This window comes from Variovorax paradoxus B4, from assembly GCF_000463015.1.
Taxonomy (GTDB): Bacteria; Pseudomonadota; Gammaproteobacteria; order Burkholderiales; family Burkholderiaceae_C; genus Variovorax; species Variovorax paradoxus_E.
Genome location: NC_022247.1, coordinates 1001318 through 1018951 on the forward strand (window position 1 = coordinate 1001318; position 17634 = coordinate 1018951).

The 17634-nt window shown below is 69.2% G+C and carries 17 protein-coding genes; 5 read left to right on the forward strand and 12 right to left on the reverse strand.

Annotated elements, in window-relative coordinates; translation table 11 throughout:
* Positions 1-4 precede the first annotated feature (4 nt).
* Positions 5-2140: a 3-hydroxyacyl-CoA dehydrogenase NAD-binding domain-containing protein gene (locus VAPA_RS04475; protein WP_021005574.1), complete on the reverse strand. Its 2136-nt coding sequence runs from the start codon at positions 2138-2140 to the stop codon at positions 5-7.
* 149 nt (positions 2141-2289) lie between these two features.
* Here VAPA_RS04475 and VAPA_RS04480 point away from each other — a divergent pair, with 149 nt between their 5' ends.
* Positions 2290-3222: a LysR family transcriptional regulator gene (locus VAPA_RS04480; protein WP_021005575.1), complete on the forward strand. Its 933-nt coding sequence runs from the start codon at positions 2290-2292 to the stop codon at positions 3220-3222.
* Here VAPA_RS04480 and VAPA_RS04485 read toward each other — a convergent pair.
* Positions 3207-3437: a hypothetical protein gene (locus VAPA_RS04485; protein WP_021005576.1), complete on the reverse strand. Its 231-nt coding sequence runs from the start codon at positions 3435-3437 to the stop codon at positions 3207-3209. The genes VAPA_RS04480 and VAPA_RS04485 overlap by 16 nt on opposite strands.
* Before the next feature lie 135 nt (positions 3438-3572).
* On the opposite strand from VAPA_RS04485, the gene VAPA_RS04490 reads away from it, so the two are divergent.
* Positions 3573-4091 (forward strand): ureidoglycolate lyase, encoded by a 519-nt coding sequence (locus tag VAPA_RS04490; protein ID WP_021005577.1) that lies wholly within the window; start codon positions 3573-3575, stop codon positions 4089-4091.
* On the opposite strand, the gene VAPA_RS04495 is transcribed toward VAPA_RS04490, so the two are convergent.
* The 10 genes from VAPA_RS04495 to VAPA_RS04540 all read right to left on the reverse strand — a co-directional run bounded on the left by VAPA_RS04495 (position 4088) and on the right by VAPA_RS04540 (position 14748).
* Entirely contained in the window at positions 4088-4447 is a 360-nt protein-coding gene (locus VAPA_RS04495; RefSeq protein WP_021005578.1) for a TfoX/Sxy family protein, read from the reverse strand. The genes VAPA_RS04490 and VAPA_RS04495 overlap by 4 nt on opposite strands.
* Positions 4448-4566: 119 nt before the next feature.
* A complete protein-coding gene (locus VAPA_RS04500) occupies positions 4567-5679 on the reverse strand; it encodes an Acg family FMN-binding oxidoreductase (protein ID WP_021005579.1) in 1113 nt (370 codons plus the stop codon).
* 19 nt (positions 5680-5698) lie between these two features.
* On the reverse strand, positions 5699-6877 hold the full coding sequence (locus tag VAPA_RS04505; RefSeq protein ID WP_021005580.1) for an amidase: 1179 nt from the start codon (positions 6875-6877) through the stop codon (positions 5699-5701).
* 30 nt (positions 6878-6907) lie between these two features.
* Positions 6908-7900, reverse strand: coding sequence for an ABC transporter ATP-binding protein (locus tag VAPA_RS04510; protein WP_051255301.1), 993 nt, complete (start codon positions 7898-7900; stop codon positions 6908-6910).
* Between the two features lie 46 nt (positions 7901-7946).
* Positions 7947-8984: an ABC transporter ATP-binding protein gene (locus VAPA_RS04515; protein WP_021005582.1), complete on the reverse strand. Its 1038-nt coding sequence runs from the start codon at positions 8982-8984 to the stop codon at positions 7947-7949.
* Between the two features lie 331 nt (positions 8985-9315).
* On the reverse strand, positions 9316-10230 hold the full coding sequence (locus tag VAPA_RS04520) for an ABC transporter permease (RefSeq protein WP_021005583.1): 915 nt from the start codon (positions 10228-10230) through the stop codon (positions 9316-9318).
* A 5-nt stretch (positions 10231-10235) separates the two neighbouring features.
* Entirely contained in the window at positions 10236-11189 is a 954-nt protein-coding gene (locus tag VAPA_RS04525; protein WP_021005584.1) for an ABC transporter permease, read from the reverse strand.
* A gap of 34 nt (positions 11190-11223) precedes the next feature.
* Positions 11224-12885, reverse strand: coding sequence for an ABC transporter substrate-binding protein (locus VAPA_RS04530; protein ID WP_041946016.1), 1662 nt, complete (start codon positions 12883-12885; stop codon positions 11224-11226).
* 86 nt (positions 12886-12971) lie between these two features.
* The gene (gene cnbZ, locus VAPA_RS04535; RefSeq protein ID WP_021005586.1) at positions 12972-13748 is read right to left on the reverse strand and encodes a 2-amino-5-chloromuconate deaminase CnbZ; all 777 of its coding nucleotides are present in this window, start codon (positions 13746-13748) and stop codon (positions 12972-12974) included.
* 55 nt (positions 13749-13803) lie between these two features.
* Complete coding sequence (locus VAPA_RS04540; protein WP_021005587.1) at positions 13804-14748, reverse strand: LysR family transcriptional regulator; 945 nt, start codon at positions 14746-14748, stop codon at positions 13804-13806.
* A gap of 144 nt (positions 14749-14892) precedes the next feature.
* On the opposite strand from VAPA_RS04540, the gene pyrC reads away from it, so the two are divergent.
* Genes pyrC through VAPA_RS04555 form a run of 3 tightly spaced genes read left to right on the forward strand, consistent with a single transcriptional unit; the run spans position 14893 to position 17488 of the window.
* On the forward strand, positions 14893-15924 hold the full coding sequence (gene pyrC, locus VAPA_RS04545) for a dihydroorotase (protein WP_021005588.1): 1032 nt from the start codon (positions 14893-14895) through the stop codon (positions 15922-15924).
* A complete protein-coding gene (locus VAPA_RS04550; protein ID WP_021005589.1) occupies positions 15921-16751 on the forward strand; it encodes an NYN domain-containing protein in 831 nt (276 codons plus the stop codon). The genes pyrC and VAPA_RS04550 overlap by 4 nt, the downstream gene beginning before the upstream one ends.
* On the forward strand, positions 16748-17488 hold the full coding sequence (locus tag VAPA_RS04555) for a DUF3025 domain-containing protein (RefSeq protein ID WP_021005590.1): 741 nt from the start codon (positions 16748-16750) through the stop codon (positions 17486-17488). Before VAPA_RS04550 ends, VAPA_RS04555 begins: the two co-directional genes overlap by 4 nt.
* Positions 17489-17634 lie beyond the last annotated feature (146 nt).

Sequence of the window (17634 nt, forward strand, 5' to 3'; positions counted from 1 at the left end):
CTCCTTATTCGGATTGATTGAGGCTGGCGAAATCGGCACCGCGCTCGACCAGCTCCACCAGGAGCGGCGAGGGCTTCCAGAAGATCGGGTCCTCCTTCGCGAACTCGCGGATGTCGGCCAGCACCTTCGGCAGGCCCACGGTGTCGGCGTACTTCATCGGGCCGCCGCGGTGCCGCGGAAAGCCGTAGCCATAGAGAAAGGTCACGTCCACGTCGAGCGGGCGCAGTGCGATGCGCTGGAGCACGACGTTGGCGCCCTCGTTGATCATCGCGGCCATGTAGCGGCGCACGATTTCTTCCTCGGTGAAGGTGCGCGGCGTGATGCCTGCGCGCTCGCGCTCGGCGTCGATGATGGCCAGCACCTCGGGGTCGGGCTGGCCGGTGCGCGCGCCTTCGGGGTACAGGTAGAAGCCGCGCTGCGTCTTCTGGCCGAACCAGCCGCGCTCGCAGATGCGGTCGGCCACCTGCACGTAGCGCGCCTGCGGGTCGCGCGTGGCGGCCTTGCGCTTGCGCGTGGCCCAGCCGATGTCGCCACCGGCCAGGTCGGACACCTGGAACGGCCCCATCGGATAGCCGAAGTTGCGCACGGCCTCGTCGATCTGGTACGGAGACGCGCCGTCTTCCATCATGTGGTCGGCGGCCTGGCGGTACACCGCGAGGATGCGGTTGCCGATGAAGCCGTCGCACACGCCCGCGCGCACCGGCACCTTCTTGAGCTTCTTCGCGAGCTCGAAGCCGGTCGCGACCACGTCGGCGCTGACCTTGTCGGGCACCACGATCTCGAGCAGCTTCATGATGTTGGCCGGCGAGAAGAAGTGCAGGCCCACCACGTCCTGCGGACGCGAGATGCTGGCGGCGATCTCGTCGATGTCGAGGTACGAGGTGTTGGTGGCGAGCACCGCGCCGCGCTTGCACACGCGGTCGAGCTCGGCGAACACGGCCTTCTTGACGCCCATGTCCTCGAACACGGCTTCGACCACGATGTCGACCTGTGCGAGCGCGTCATAAGACGTGGAACCCGAGAAGCGCGCCATCACCGCGGCCTTGGCTTCGGGCGTCATGCGGCCCTTCTTGATCAGGCCGTCGTACACCTTCTCGACGTGCTGGCGGCCGCGCGCGAGGCTGGGCTCGTCGCGCTCGATCATGGTCACGGGCAGGCCCGCGTCGAGCATCGCCACCGCGATGCCCGCGCCCATGGTGCCGCCGCCGACGATGCCGGCCGATTCGAGCGCACGCGGCGCGGCGGACCGGGTCTCGGGCGCCTTCAGCACTTCGCGCTCGGCGAAGAAGGCGTGGATCAGGCCGGCGCGCTGCGGGCTGTCGATGCATTGCAGGAACAGCTTGCGCTCCAGCGCCATGCCTTCGTCGAAAGGCAGCGTGAGCGCGGCTTCGACGGCTTCGATGATCTTCATCGGCGAGAACAGGCCGCGGCTTTTCTTCGCGGTTTCGGTGCGCGCGGCTTCGAGGGCGGCGCGGCTGGCTTCCTTGTCGGCCAGGCCGCCAGCCTCGCGCGTGCGGCGCACCGGCGCCTTGGCGGCCACCAGTTCCTGCGCGTAGGCGAGGCCTTCGGCGCGCGCGTCGGCGTCGTTGCCGAGCCGGTCCACCAGGCCGAGCGACAGCGCTTCCTTCGCGCCCGCATGGCGGCCGCTGAGCATCAGTTCGAGCGCGGGCTGCACGCCGATCAGGCGCGGTGCGCGCTGCGTGCCGCCCGAACCGGGCAAGAGGCCGAGCTGCACTTCGGGCAGGCCGAGCCTGGCGGTGGGCGAGGCGAGGCGGTAGTGCGCCGACAGCGCCACTTCGAGCCCGCCGCCGAGCGCGGCGCCATGGATGGCGGCGACCACCGGCTTGCTGCAGTTCTCGATCTTCAGGCACACCTCGGGCAGCGACGGCGGCTGCGGCGTCTTGCCGAATTCGCGGATATCGGCTCCGGCGATGAAGTTGCGGCCCGCACCGACGATCAGCACCGCGGCAGCCGCGCTGTCGGCCTCGGCCGCGTCGATGGCGGCCACGAGGCCGCGGCGCACATCCACGCCCAGGGCATTGACGGGCGGGTTGTCGATGGTCACCACGAACACGTCGCCAAGACGCTCGAAGGTGACGGGACCGGAAGACGTGGAAGGGCTGGAGGGTGTGGTGGCCATGTGCTTTGTCTCTTGCGTGGCGAGCCCTGCAAACGCGAGGGGCCCGAGGCTCTGGGGGGTGAACCCCGCATTCTTGGCCCGCGCCGGTGCTTTGACAATTGCATAGATCATTGACAGACTGTCAAAGAATTTTTGACACAATCGGGGGCATGGACCTCCAATCGCTGACCCTGCTGGTGGAAATCCTTGACGCCGGCAACCTGAGCGCGGCGGCCCGCCGGCTCAAGATGAGCCGCGCCAACGTCAGCTACCACCTGAACCAGCTGGAGCGCTCGGTCGGCGCGCAGCTGGTGCGGCGTACCACCCGCCGCGCCGAACCGACCGAGATCGGCCTGCGCCTGTACCAGCACGGCGTGGCCATCCAGAGCGAGCTTCTGGCCGCGAAGGAATCGGTCACCACGCTGGGCCAGGGGCTGCAGGGCCGCGTGCGCCTGAGCGTGCCCAGCGGCTACGGCCAGCTGGTGATGGCCGGCTGGCTGATCGACTTCAAGCGGCAATACCCCGGCATCGTGCTCGACGTGGTGTTCGAGAACCGCATCGAGGACCTGTTGCGCGACGAGGTCGACATTGCCATTCGCGTGGTGCCCGAGCCGCCGCAGAACCTGGTGGCGCGCGAGATGGGGCCGGTGCGCTACGTGGCCTGCGCGTCAAGCGGCTATGCAGAGAAGCACCCGCTGCCGGTGCAGCTCGACGAACTGCAGGGCGCACCGGTGGTCACCGCCGCCGTCATCGGCCGGCAACTGCGCGTGTCGGCCTACCAGGGCCAGAATCTGGGAGAGGTGCGGCGCGAGGTGATCCTGGAGCCGACGCTGATCTCGGAGAACTTCCTGTTCCTGCGCCAGGCCATCCTCGCGGGCCTGGGCATCGGCCTCGTGCCCGACTACGTGGTGCAGGAGGACGTGCGCAAGGGCGACGTGGTGACCACGCTCGACGACTGGCGCCTCAGCATCTTCGGCACACAGATGTTCATGCTCTACATGCCCAACCGGCAGCACACGCGGGCGATCCGCACCTTCATCGATTTCATCCTGGAGCGGGTGCGGGCGCCCGGCGCGGAGCCGGAGGATCAGTCGCAGCGGTAGCTGACTTCGCCGGCCGGCGCGCCGGCTGCCGCCTTCGGGTCGAGAAAGCGCATCGGCGCACCGAAGTTGCGGCAGTAGGCTTCGGCCTCCTGCACGGTGGGCGACTTGAATACACCGTCGCCGAGCCAGCTGACGCGCGGTGCGGGGCCCGATGCGCATGCTGCGACAAGAAGAGCGGCCGGAACGAGGAGGCAGAGGGTGAGGGGGCGTCGCATCGGGAAGCGCAGGCTGCGCAGGTGAGAGAGAAAAAGAGGGAGCCCGCGACTGTAGCGCCTGAGCCTGTTCTCGCGAACCGCACGTGGGCCGGGTGACCATCGGCCATCGGCATGTTTTCTGCTGTACTTCGCCGCATGAACGATGCTGCTCCCCCCGCCCCGGTTCCGCTCGCGGTGCAACCGCTGACGCCAGAGGCTTTCGCGCCCTACGGAACGGTACTGGCCGCGCCCGCCGGCACGGGCCGTCCGATCAATGGCGGCAATGCCGAACGCTTCGATCTCGTCGGCGACCTGCAGCTCGGCGCGCAGGGCGGCCGGCCGATGCTCGCGCTGTTCCGCGCGCAGGCGCGGCGTTTTCCGCATGAGGTCGCGGAGATGGAGCGCCACGCGCTCGGCAGCCAGACTTTCGTGCCTTTGGGAGAAAGGCGCTTCGTCATCGTCGTGGCGCCGGCCGGCGAGGCGCCCGCGGCCGGCGCGCTCGCTGCGTTCGTCACCGACGGGCTGCAGGGCGTGACGCTCGCGCCCGGCACCTGGCACCACGCGCTGCTCGCGGTGGATCCGGGCGACTTCGTGGTGGTGGAGCGCGGCGGCGACGCAGTCGATTGCGATACCTGCGCGCTGGAAGCGCCCATGATCGTCAACTGGCGCGGCTAGGCGCGCTTGCCGGCCGGCTTCTTCTTCAGGCTTTGCGCGACCAGAACGGATTCCCTTGCCAAGGCCGCCAACGCCTCATGGTCTTCGATGATATCGATGGGAACTTCGAAGTACTTCCTGACCTGGACGCGCCGCGCCTTCGTGTCGTAGGCAAAGCACTTGCTGCCCAGCTCCTCGTACTTGGGCCGCGTGTTCTTGTCCACGACGAAGTACACGGTGCTGCCCATGATCATCGCGAACTGCGTGGCATCGGCCGACAGCCCCGTGCCACCGAAGAAGCGGGTCCTGGCGATGCGCGGGATTGCGGAGAGCCGGTCCACGATGAAATCGACGAACTGCGACGAGGCTTCCGACATGATGTGCTGGCGTCAGGCGCCGGATGGAAAGAACGCAGTGTCGCCGACTCCAGCGAAGCCGCGCCGCGTCCGTGACGATCGCCCGCTGCAGCGATTGAGCCGGGCACCGGCCCGGCGGCTCACGCCCAGACCGCGTCGACCGGGCGGCGCAGCGAGCGGGGCGTTTCCGGCCCCCGGCCGAAGCGCACGACCAGATCGGGCCTTCCGCTCGCAATGCCCAGTGACTCGGCGAACCGCGGCCTGAGGCGCGAGACCTCCACCGGCTGGTTCAGGTGCGCGGTCCGGACGCCGAGCGCGGTGGCCTGCAGCGCGAAGCGCTCGAAGGCACGGCCCGCCTCGAGCCAATGGCGCTTGTCGTCCGCCTCCGAAACGAAGACCGCGATGCCCGCCGAACTCCGGATGTGCCGCGCGTACTTGTCGTTCTCGGCCTTCTCCGTGAAGAAGAGGTCGAACGCCCGCGGGCCCAGCCAGCCGGGCATCGCGGGGTTGCCGGATGATTTCGCGAACAGGCCGTCTCCGGTGTCCACCGCTTGCGCGCCGTTGAAGCGGATCCACGCCTTCAGTTCCCGCACGAAGGCCGGGTCGCGCATCTGGGCGGTGTTGCACTGGACCACGTAGTCGAGCACGCTCTCCAGCGCCTGCTGGCCGGTGAGCAGCAGAACCCGCACGCCGTTGCCGGTGCCTGCGATCTCGAGGGTCTTCAGTTCCTCGTTCGAAAGCGGCCGGCCGTCGAACTCGGCGCGGGTCGATTGCCGGCGCGTGATCGCCTGGAACAGCGCGGAGTCGACGGGCTTCGCGGGCTCGAGCGCGATGTCCAGCGCCTCCTGCGGGCCGTCCCGGAACGAGGCATCGCCGCGAAAGCCCATCGCCGCCGCGGCCTGCACGAGGTTCTCGGCGGCGCAGCCGAGGCTGACGAACAGATGGTGGTCGTCGGGATCGACGACCGGACAGCGCCGGCCGAAGTCGGGCCGGATCGAGATGGATTTCTCGTCGCCGCCGAACTTCCAGCACTGCGTGTTGTGGCTCGATGGCGCCAGGGTCGCATGGCGCACCAGTTCCTGCACCAGGCCCGAGGGGCCGGGCGTACCGTCGGGGGCACGGCGCCAGAGCGCCTGCACGGCCTGTTCGTAGGCCTGGTTGTCCCTGCGCAAGGCATGGAACGAAAGCACGCCGCCCGCGCCTGCGGCTGCGGCTGCGATCGTGGCAGCGGTGATGAGTCGCCTTCTGTTCATCACCGGATTGGAACCGGCCTCAGATGGCGATAGCTTGCGCCAGCGCAATCAATGAACGATCAGAACCCGCCGGCCCGAGCAGCGAGATGCCGAGCGGCGCCTCCTCGCGCTGCGCGAGCGGCATCGACAGTTGCGGAAAGCCGCTGAGGCCCGCGATGCACAGCATCTGGATCGCGCGGTTGCGGTAGTCCTCCAGGCCGGCTTCGCCCTCGCTGCGCAGCGGCGCGATGTCGGGCATGGTCGGCATCAGCAGCACGCCGTCGCTGCCGAGCAGTTCGGCAAGGTGGCTGCGGAAGGCGGTGCGGAAGGCGCGGCCGGCAACGATCTGCGCATCGGTCACGTCGCGCGACCAGGCAAAGCGCTCGGCCACGCCCGGGCCCAGCGGCGGCGCGTAGCGCTCGATCAGCGGACCGTCGGTGAGCCAGGCCTCGTGTGCCTGCACGTAGCGGAAGTTCCAGTACATCGCATCGAACGAGTCGAGCGCCACGTCGATGCCCTGCGCATCGCCGAGCACGCCCTGCACACGCGCCGTGGCATCCGCCAGCGCGGCGGCCGCGGCCGGCACGGCCAGCGACCACACGTCCTCGGGACGCAGCAGCCGCACGCGTGCGGGCAGCGCGGCCGTGTCGGCGCCCAGCAGCACGTCGGCGACGCGCGCGAAGGTTCCGATGTCGCGTGCGAACCAGCCGCAGGTGTCGAGGCTGGGCGCGAGGTCCAGCGCGCCTTCGAGGCTCACGCGGCCGTGCGTGGGGCGCAGGCCGTACAGGCCGCAGTGGTTGGCCGGCGCGCGCACCGAGCCGCCGGTGTCGGTGCCGAGCGCGAAGTCGCACAGGCCCGATGACACGGCCGAGGCCGATCCGGACGACGATCCGCCGGTGATGCGGTCCTTCGCGGCGCCGTTGATCGGCGCGCCGAAGTGCGCGTTGTTGCCGTTCATCGAGAACGCGAGTTCGTCGGTCACGGTCTTGCCCACGAAGCGCGCGCCTGCATCGAGCAGCTTCTGCACGGTGGGCGCGGTGCGGGTCTTGATGCCCGACATCGCGAGCACGATCGGGCTGCCGCCGCCGGTGGGATAGCCGGCCACGTCGAACAGGTCTTTCGCTGCAAAGCTCAGGTCGGCCAGCGGACCGGTGGGCGCATGCGGCACCGGCGCGTCGGGATAGGGAACGAAGGCGTGGGCGGGGTCGTGCAGGGGCATGGCGTCTTGTCGTGTGTGTACAGGTGCGGGTCAGGCGATCAGCGTGGGTGCGATGGCGGCGGCAGCATCGGTATGGATGCAGCGCGCGCGGTGGTTCGGCGCGAGCTCGACCACCGGCGGCTGCGCGGCGCGGCAGGCATCGGTGGCGAGCGCGCAGCGTTCGGCAAAGGCACAGCCGGGCGGCAGCGCCGAGAGATCGGGAGGCGCGCCGCCGATGGTCTCGAGCCGTGCGCCGCGCGCCAGCGCGCCGTGTGCACGGCTCTTGAGCAGCGCAATGGTGTAGGGGTGGCGCGGCGAGCGGATCAGCTCGCGCGCCGTGCCTTCCTCGACGATGCGGCCCGCATACATCACGGCGATGCGGTCGGCCACCTCGACCGCGGCGCCGATGTCGTGCGTGACGAAGATCACCGACAGGCCCAGGTCGCGCTGCAGTTCGCGCAGCAGCAGCAGGATCTGGATCTGCACCGTGGCGTCGAGCGCGGTGGTCGGCTCGTCGGCCAGCAGCAGCTGAGGCCGGCAGGCCAGCGCCAGCGCGATCATCGCGCGCTGCCGCATGCCGCCCGACATCTCGTGCGGGTAGGCCGCCAGGCGCCGCTCGGGACTCGGGATGCGCACGCGCTCGAACAGCGCGAGCGCACGCTGCTGCGCCTCGGCTGCCGTGACCTTTCTGTCATGCCGGCGGATCGACTCGACGATCTGCGCGCCGACCGAATACACCGGATCGAGCGCGAGCAGAGGCTCCTGGAAGATCATCGAGGCGACCTTGCCGCGGAAGTCGTCGAGCTCGCGCGCGGGCATCGCGAGCACGTCGCGCCCGGCCACCTGCACCTGCCCGCCGATGCGCGTGCGGCGCTCGGGATGCAGGCGCAGCAGCGTGCGCATGGTCACGCTCTTGCCGGAGCCCGATTCGCCGATCAGCGCCACCACCTCGCCGCGCTGCACGTCCAGGCTCACGCCGCTGACCGCGTGCACGGGCTTGCGGCCGCCGCTGAAGGTGACGCTGAGGTCGCGCAGGCGGACCATCGGCTCGGAGGGAGAAGAAGTCGGGTTGTTCATCGTCGTCATGCGTTCACGCCGTCCTGGCCAGCGGCACGGCCATCGGGTGTCCGCTGCCGGCCTCGTGGACCAGGCAGCTCGCCGCATGCCGCGCGCCGGTGGCAATGGGCTCGGGCACCACCTGGCTGCACACCGGTGCGGCCAGCGCGCAGCGCGGATGGAAGCGGCAGCCCGTGGGCGGATTGATCGGGTTCGGCGGGTCGCCGGCCAGCGCCGCTTCCTCGGTGCGGTGGTCGGGGTCCATCGAGGGCATCGACGAGAGCAGCGCGCGGGTGTAGGGATGCGCCGGCGCGTCGTAGAGCGCGTCGGCGGGCCCGATCTCGGCCACCTGGCCCAGGTACATGACCATCACGCGGTCGCTCACGTAGCGCACCACGTTGAGGTCGTGGCTGATGAAGAGATAGGTCAGGCCGAACTCGGCCTTGAGGTCGAGCAGCAGGTTGATGACCTGCGCTTCCACCGACTTGTCGAGCGCCGACACGGCCTCGTCGAGAATCACCATGCGCGGCTGCAGCGCGAGCGCGCGCGCGATGTTGACGCGCTGGCGCTGGCCGCCCGACAGCTCGTGCGGATAGCGTTCGGCAAAGCGCTGCGGCTCGAGCCCGACGCGCGCGAGCAGGTCGCGCGCACGCGCCACGGCCTCGCGCCGGCCGACGCCGTGCACCTGCGGGCCGAAGGCGACCGAGTCCTCGATCGTGAGGCGCGGGTTGAGCGAGGCGTAGCTGTCCTGGAACACCATCTGCACCTGGCGCCGAAACTCCTTGAGCGGCAGCTCGCGCCCGCCGACCTCGCGGCCGTCGAACACCACTTCGCCCCGCGTTGGTGCAATCAGCTGCATCAGCAGCCGCGCGGTGGTCGACTTGCCGCAGCCCGATTCGCCGACGACGCCGAGCGTCTCGCCCTTGAGCACTTCGAAATCGACGCCGTCGACCGCGCGCACCATGCCGCCGCCGCGGCCCAGAGGGTCCTTCTTGAGCGGGAAGTGCTTGACCAGCCCGGTGATGGTGAGCAGCGGTTGTGCGGGGCCGCCGATGTCTTTCAGTGCGTCCATGCTGTCATGCTCCTCTGTGGCTTTTGTTCTGGGCGCTGTTGTTTCAGGGCGCGTGCACAGGCCACCGGGTACGCCCCTCCGCGAATGTCCCCCGGCCTGCGGCCTCCTCCTTGATTTCGCTGCGGGGAGCACCCGATGCCCTGTGCACAGGGGCACGCTCTGGGTGCACCGCTGATCAACGACCGCTGCGCATAACGCTCCCGTCGATGGGGTGCCTTGCGCAGCGAAATCAAGGGGGAGGCCGCAGGTCGGAGGACATTCGCTTCGCCGCGTACCCCGTCGGCGGGAGCGCGCCCTGAACGAAGAACTTCAAACGCAACGCGAAGCATCCTCATCCCTTGTTGTCCATCGCCGAACGCAACCCATCGGACAGAAGATTGAAAGAGATCGACGTGATGAAGATCATCGCGCCCGGCAATGCGGCGACCCACGGCTGCACGTAGATCGCGGTGCGCAGCGTGTTGAGCATCAGGCCCCACTCCGGCTCCGGTGGCTTCACGCCCAAGCCCAGGAACGACAGGCCCGAGGCCAGGATCATCGACACCGCGATCAGGCTCGTCGCGTAGACGAAGATCGGACCGAGCACGTTGCCCAGCACATGCACCCGCACGATCGTGAACGGGTTCGCGCCCGAGGCGCGCGCCGCCTCCACATAGTCGCGCGTGCGCACCTGCGTGGTCACGCTCTCGGCCACGCGCGCGATCTGCGGAATGAAGACGATGGTCAGCGAGATCAGCGAATTGACCACGCCCGCGCCCAGCGTGCCCGACAGCGCGATCGCCAGCAGCACCGAGGGAAAAGCGTAGAACACGTCGATGGTGCGCATGATCAGCGTGTTGGCGAAGCCGCCCGCGTAGCCCGCGACGATGCCGATCACCGTGCCGAACACGAAGGCGCAGATCACCGGCGTGATGCCGATGAACAGCGACAGCCGCGCGCCGACGATCAGGCGCGACAGCATGTCGCGGCCCAGCTCGTCGCTGCCCAGCGGCAGGCCTTCGGTGCCGATGGGCTTGAGCCGCTTGAGCATCGACGAGGCATAAGGATCGGCCGGCGCGAGCCACGGGCCGAACACGGCCAGGCCGATCAGCAGCAGCACCACCAAGGCGGCACCCATGGCGACCGGATCGCGCGTGAAGCGCAGCAGCGCCGAGGTCCAGTAGCCGCGCGAGCGCTGCATCGGCAGCGGCCTCACGTCGGCGGCGGCGGAGGAAGAAGAGGAGGAGGGGATGGGCAGTGCGCTCATGGTCGTCAGGCCCGTGCAATCCGCGGGTCGAGCATGGTTTGCAGCACGTCGACCAGCAGGTTGAGCAGTACGAAGAACAACGCCAGCACCAGGATGGTTCCCTGCAGCAGCGGCAGGTCGCGCTGGAAGATCGCGGAGTTCAATAGAAAGCCGGTGCCGGGCCACGAGAACACGGTCTCGATCAGGATCGAGCCGCCGAGCAGGTAGCCCAGCTGCAGGCCCATCACGGCCAGCGCCGTGGGCGCCGCGTTTTTCACCATGTGGCGGAACACGCCGAAGTGCGTGAGGCCCTTGGCGCGCAGCCCGACGATGAATTCCTGGTCGAGGATGTCGGCCACCAGCGCACGCACGGTGCGCGCGATGATGCCCATCGGGATCACCGACATCGTGAGGGCCGGCAGGATCAGGAACTGCACATGCTCCCAGTCCCAGGCCCAGTCGCTGGAGCCGCCCGGGCCGGCACCGGTGGCGGGCAGCCACATGAGCTGCGACGAGAACACGATCACCATCACCATGCCCAGCCAGTAGTGCGGCACGCTCACGCCCAGCACCGACAGCATCGAGGCGAAGCGGTCGAGCCACGAGTTGCGGAAGTAGCCGGCCACGAAGCCGAACAGGCAGCCCAGCACGAAGCCGATGAAGGTGGCCACCACTGCGAGCCGCAGCGTGTTGCCCACGGCCGTGAACACCTCGCCCGCCACCGCGCGGTTGCTGGCGATGGACACGCCCAGGTCGCCGTGCAGCGCGCGCCAGACCCACATCGCGAACTGCTCGGGCAACGAGCGGTTGAAGCCATAGAGCTCCCGCAGCTGCGCCTGCAGGTCGGCCGAGGCGTCGGGCGGCAGGATCGACACCAGCGGATCGCCGGGCGCAATGTGCACCAGCAGGAAGCACACGAGCGCCACGCCGATCATGATCGGCACGGCGTACATCACGCGGCGCAAAAGGTAGGCGAGCATGGCGGCTGGCTTGTGGCTGGCTGGAACGAAGCGGTCAGTCCATCGTCATCGTCGCGATGTCGATGAACCAGCTCTTGGGCTGCACCACGTTCTTCACCTTGGCCGACATGGCGCGCGGACCCACGTCGTGCGCGATCCAGACGAACGGCGCGTCGTCCACGATGTGCGTATGCAGCCTGGCCAGCGCGGCATCGCGCGCCTTGTCGTCGAAGCTCGTGCGCGCGTCGGCCACCAGCTTGTCGACCTCGGCGTTGCCGTAGTAGCCCCAGTTGTTCGACACCGGCGGGAAGGCCTTGGTGCTCACGAAGCGCACCATCGCGAAGAACGGGTCCATCGCCGCGAAGCTGATGTTGACCGCGTTGGCGCCGTTGGCCGACGGGTCCTTCGCGCCCTTGCGCCAGTTGGTGAAGAGCGTGTTCCACTCGATCACGTCGAACTGCACGTCGAAGAAGCACTGCTTGAGTGACTGCTGCGCGAACTCGTTCATCGGCAGCGGCTGCATCTGGCCCGAGCCCGAGGCCGAGATCTGCACCTTCACCTTGATGGGCTTGGCCGCCGAGTAGCCGGCCTGCGTCATCAGCGCCTGCGCGGCCTTCACGTCGTACCGGATGTCGAAGCCGGGCTTGCCGAACCACGGATGGCCCGGCGGCACCGTGCCCTTGGGCTCGGCCATCATGCCGCCCAGAAGCTGCTTCATGCCGCCGCGGTCGATGCACAGGTTGGCGGCCTGGCGCACGCGCTTGTCGAGCCAGGGCGAGCCTTCGACGAACGACAGCTGCCAGGGCCACACGTGCGGCTGCGCGTTCGAATAGATCTTGAAGCCGCGCTGCGTGATCTGCGGCATGGCGTCGGGCGCGGGGGCCTCGATCCAGTCGACCTGGCCGCCCAGCAGCGCGGCGGTGCGCGCATTGGCCTCGGGCATCGGCAGCATCACGACCTTGTCGATCTTCGGCACGCGCTTGGGATCCCAGTAGGCCTTGTTGGCGGCGAGTTCGAGGCGCTCGCGGGCCACGAAGCGCGTGACCTTGAACGGGCCCGAGCCGGCGGGGTCGGCGGCGAAGGCGGTCCAGGCGGCCTTGGCCTTGTCGGCGGGGGTGGCGCCGGCCGCAGCGTCGAACTTCTTCTGCCACTGCGCGGGCGAGGCCATGAACAGGTTCGTCAGGTTGATCGGCAGGAAGGCATCGGGCTCGCTGGTGGTGAGCTCGACCGTCATGTCGTCGATCTTGCGCGCGGTGCGCAGCGTGGGCATGCGCGAAGCGGTCACGCCGACCTGGCTCGGGTCGAACTGCGGGGCGTCCTTGTCGAGCACCTTCTGCACGTTCCACACCACGGCATCGGCGTTGAAGGCCGAGCCGTCATGGAACTTGACGCCGGGGCGCAGCTTGAAGACCCACTTGGTCTTGTCCTTGGCGTCGACCGCCCACGAGGCGGCGAGGCCGGGAATCAGCACGCTCGGTGCATCGGCCTTCGACAGGTCCCACTGCGTGAGGGAGTCGTAGATCGGGATGCCGGTGAAGCGGTTGCCCTCGAAGCCCTGGTCGGGCTGGCCCAACGTGCGTGGAATGTCGGCCGCGGTCATGGCGATGCGCAGCGTCTTCTCCTGCGCGAGCGCAGCGGGCGCGGCAAGAACCAGGGTGACCAGCGCCACGCAGGCGGCCAGGGGTTTCAGGGACAGGGCGGGGGCAGCACGCTTCACATGGAACTCCGGTGTGGGATGACAAAAGGGACGAAAGAACCTCTCAAGCACGACATGTGCCAGCCGGTGGGCAGCCCCTGGCCGATTCAGGGCCATGACAGCGCAATCTCCCGTCGCGCGCAGCGCAGGTCCATCTCGACTTCCATGTCCACGATCGGCGGCCGTGCCAGGTGCCAGGTCAAGCCGGTGGTGAGCCCGCCGCGCTGCACGATCTCGTCGAACACCAGCGCGCCGATGTCATGCACCGTGTAGGCCTGCACTGCGGCGGCATCGCGCCAGCCGAAGCCCAGCATGGCCAGGCGGCGCTCCATTTCGGTCATCACGTAGCCGAGCTTGGCGCGCAGGCCGTCGGGGCTGGTGTCGCCCAGGCGGACCATCACGTCGCGGTAGCTCGCATGGCCGTCGGGCGCCTCGCCGCCGCCCGAGACCACGAAGCTAGGCGGGCCGGCATCGTCGTCGGCCGGCACGGTGTACGAGAAGGCCTGGAAGGCCGGCGTGGCCGGTGTGCCGACGCGCGGGCACACGTTGGTGCGCGCCACCGGGTTGCGGTCGCCGCGCACCAGCTGCCAGCGTTCGAGCGTGCCGGCATAGAGGCGATTGAAGTCGTGAAAGCCACGCTCCGAGAACGGTGCGGGTGAGCGCAGTTCGCAGGCGCACAGCGCGGTGAGCGGCCGGCCGATGGCGCCCAGGTGCGCCGCGATGGCGCCGAAGCCGTCGGCCAGCGGCACGGCCTGCTGGAAGCGCACGCGCTCGATGGCAAAGCCGGGCAGCGCCGCCACGCCGGCGGAGTACTGGAACACGCCCTTCGCGTAGCGGTAGCCGCCTTCGGGGAACACAATGGCTTCGGTGGTGGGGGTGGTCATGCCGTCCTTCTTGGTCAGCGCCCAATGTAGGGAGTGCCGGGGCCGGCGGGAAGTCTCATTTCTGCACGCGCGTGTTGCTGGAATCAGAACGCGGCGTGGCGTTGCCGCCGTAGCGCCCCATGCTGGTGGCCAGCATTTCGAGCAGCGCGCGGGCCGCCGGCGATTGGCGCTGCCCCGGCAGGGTGAGCAGGCTGGTCGCGGTGGCGGCAAAGTCGCGCTCCTGCAGCGGCACGGCGCACAGGTCGCCGTTCGACACCTCGTGCAGCGCCGCATAGCGCGGCAGGAAGGTGATGAGGTCGCTGTTGCGCACCACGCCCTTGGCCATGTCGAGCGTGCTGGTCTCGATCACCAGCTCGAGCAACACCTGCGTCTTCGACGCGATGCGGTCGACCAGGTGGCGGATCTGGAACGAGCGGTCGGGCAGCGCCACGCGGTGGCCTTCGAGTTCGCGGAACGACACGCTGCGCCGCCGCGCCAGCGCATGCGTGGGCGCGACGATGGCGCACAGCGGCTGCTCCAGCCGCGCATGCTCGCGAAAGGCATGGCGTTCGGGCAGGTTGAAGGCCAGCGCAATGTCGATACGGCCTTCCTGCAGCGCTTCGAGCACCGCACGCGAGCCCACCACCGAGGCCTGCACCTTCACCTGCGGATGCCGTTTCTGGAAGCGCGCCAGGCTGTTCGCCAGGAAGTGGCCGACCATGCCTTCGATGCTGCCGACGCGCACGGTGCCGGCCGGTTGGCCAGTCAGTTCCTGCAAGGCACCGCGCAGCGCCTCGCTGTTCTGCAGCGCCTGGTCGGCATGTGCCAGCACCAGTTCGCCGGCCGGCGTGAGCGTGGTGCGGTTGGCGCGGCGGTCGAGCAGGGCGGTTTGAAGCTCGCCTTCGAGCTTGGCGATCTGGCGGCTGATGGCGCTCGGCGCCACGCCCAGCTGTTCTGCGGCGCGGCGCAGCGAGCCGGCCTTGGCGGTCTCGCGAAAGTAGAGCATCGCTGTGGACAGCATCGCGGGGGGTCCTCTTTGTCTTGCGGGTGGCCTGTGCCGGCCGAACCTTGGGCCGATCGGCCCCGGACGTCAAGCAACGGGCGTGCCTCGTGGGCGGCGCCCGCGAGGGCGCCGGGGCGGAGGCGATGCGACAATTGCCTTCCCATGACAGACATCCTCACCATCACCCGCCCGGACGACTGGCACCTGCATGTGCGCGACGGCGCCGCCCTCGAAGCCGTGGTGCCGCACAGTGCGCGCCAGTTCGGCCGCGCGCTGATCATGCCCAACCTGCGGCCTCCGGTCACCACCGCGGCGCAGGCCATGGCCTACCGCGACCGCATCCGCGCAGCAGTGCCGCCGGGCACGGACTTCGAGCCCGTGATGGCGCTCTACCTGACCGACAAGCTTCCTCCCGAGGAAGTCGCCCTGGCCGCCGCTGCCGGCGTGCGCGCGCTCAAGCTCTACCCGGCCGGTGCCACCACCAACAGCGATGCCGGCGTGACCGACATCCGCCACACCTACAAGACGCTCGAAGCCATGCAGAAGCACGGCCTGCTGCTGCTGGTGCACGGCGAGGTCACCGATCCGGCCGTCGACCTGTTCGACCGCGAGGCCGTCTTCATCGACCGCGTGATGATCCCGCTGCGCCGCGACTTCCCCGAACTCAAGGTGGTGTTCGAACACCTCACCACCAAAGAAGGCGCCCACTACGTGCGCGACGCCGGCCGCTTCACCGCAGCCACCATCACCGCGCACCACCTGCTGTACAACCGCAACGCCATCTTCACCGGCGGCATCCGCCCGCACTACTACTGCCTGCCCGTGCTCAAGCGCGAGACGCACCGCGTGGCGCTGGTCGAGGCGGCCACGAGCGGCAGCGACCGCTTCTTCCTGGGCACCGACAGCGCACCGCACCCGGCCCACCTGAAGGAGCATGCGCTCGGCTGTGCCGGCTGCTACACCGCGCTGACCGCCATCGAGCTCTATGCCGAGGCCTTCGACAATGCCGGCGCACTCGACAAGCTCGAGGGCTTCGCGAGCTTCCACGGCGCCGACTTCTACGGCCTGCCGCGCAACAGCGGCACCATCACGCTGAAGCGCGAAAGCTGGACCGTGCCGGAGACGGTGCCCTACGGCGACGCCACGCTCAAGCCTTTGCGTGGCGGTGAAACGGTGGCCTGGAGACTCGCATGACACCCACGCTGCGCGTGATGCTGCTGATCGATGCCGACAACGTCTCGGCCGACGTGATCGAGCAGGCCGTGCAGCGGACCATGGCCGAGCACGGCGCGGTTCATGTGCGCCGCGCCTACTGCAACGCCGAAACCGCGCTCAAGCAGCAGGCCCTCTTCAAGCGGCTGTCGGTGCGGCCGATGGTCAATCTCTCGGCCGGCAAGAACAGCACCGACATCGCGCTCGCGGTCGATGCCCTCGACCTCGTGATTGCCGAGCGCCCCGACGTGGTGGTGCTGGTGTCTTCCGATTCCGACTTTGCGCCGCTCGTGATCCGGCTGCGCGAGAAGGGCTGCCGCGTCTGCGGCCTGGGCCAGCAGGGCAAGACCGGCGAAGAGACCGTGGCGGTCTACGACGAGTTCACCGACCTGCAGCACCACGGTGCGCCGATCGCGCCCCGCACCGCGCCGGCAAGGAAGGCCGCGGCCAAGGTGGCCGCGAAGCGTGCGCCGGCCAAGACCGAGGCCGGGAAGAGTGCGGCCGTGCCGGCCCGCAAGGCCGCGGCCAAGACGCCCGCCAGGGCGCCGGCCCGAAAGACCGCCAAGGCAGCAGCGAAGCCGCCACAGGCGCAGCCGCCCTCCGAGGCCGCCGAATTCATCCTGCAGGCAGCGCCCGCGCTGCGCAGCGGTGCCGACGTGCCGCTCAACGACGTGGCCCAGGCCCTGCGCGCGGCCGGGCTGCTCGGCAAGCACGGCAGTTCGCTCAAGCTGTTCGACAAGCTCCCGGCGGAGTTCGCCGTGCTGCAGCACCCCGACCGCATCCGCTGGACCGGAGCCCCCACGTCTTGAGCCTGGCGGCGGTCGACTGGGCGCAGCCCTGGCTCGCGCCTTATCGCGCCATGGGCGAAGCTGCGACGCAGACGGCGCTCCACACCTCGGTCGCAGCCGCACTGCAGCGGGAAGCAGCGCCGGGTTTCACGCCCACCTTCGTGCCGCAGTCGGACCTGCCCGCAGGGCAGGCCTATGAGGCCCACATCTTCCAGACCGGCACCGTGCCGACGCGCGACAACCTGCACGACTTCTTCAACGGCCTCGTCTGGCTCGCCTTTCCAGAGGCCAAGCGCCGCCTCAACGAACTGCAGGCCGCGGAGATCGCCCGCGCGGGCATCGGTGCCACGCGCGGCCCGCTGCGCGACGCGCTCACGCTGTTCGACGAGAACGGCGCCGTCCTCGATGCGCCCGAGCCGTTGTGGAAGGCGCTGGCCGCGCGGGACTGGCACACCCTTTTCGTGACGCAGCGCGCGCTGTGGTCCCAGGCGCGCCTGCGGGTATTCGGCCATGCGCTGCTCGAGAAACTCACCACCCCGCGCAAGGCGCTCACCGCGCATGTGCTGCTGCCGCCGCCGCCCGATGGCGGCGAACCGGCGGCGCTCGACGACCGGGCGCTGGCACGCAGCCTCGCACCGGAATACCTGGCGCAAAAGCCCTTTGTTCCGCTGCCGGTGCTTGGCGTGCCGGGCTGGTGGGCCGGCAACGCGACGGCGCATTTCTACGACGATTCCAAGGTCTTCAGGCCCGGTCCGTAGAACTTTTGCTCCTATCATCGCTCTACCCGCAAGCCGCGGTGCGGCTCCTCCAGAACCCAGACAACACAGGAAGAGCACCATTTTCTGCACGGCTTGAAGAGGGCCATCCGGTCCTCATCTATGCGGCAGCATTCCCCACGGAGAAT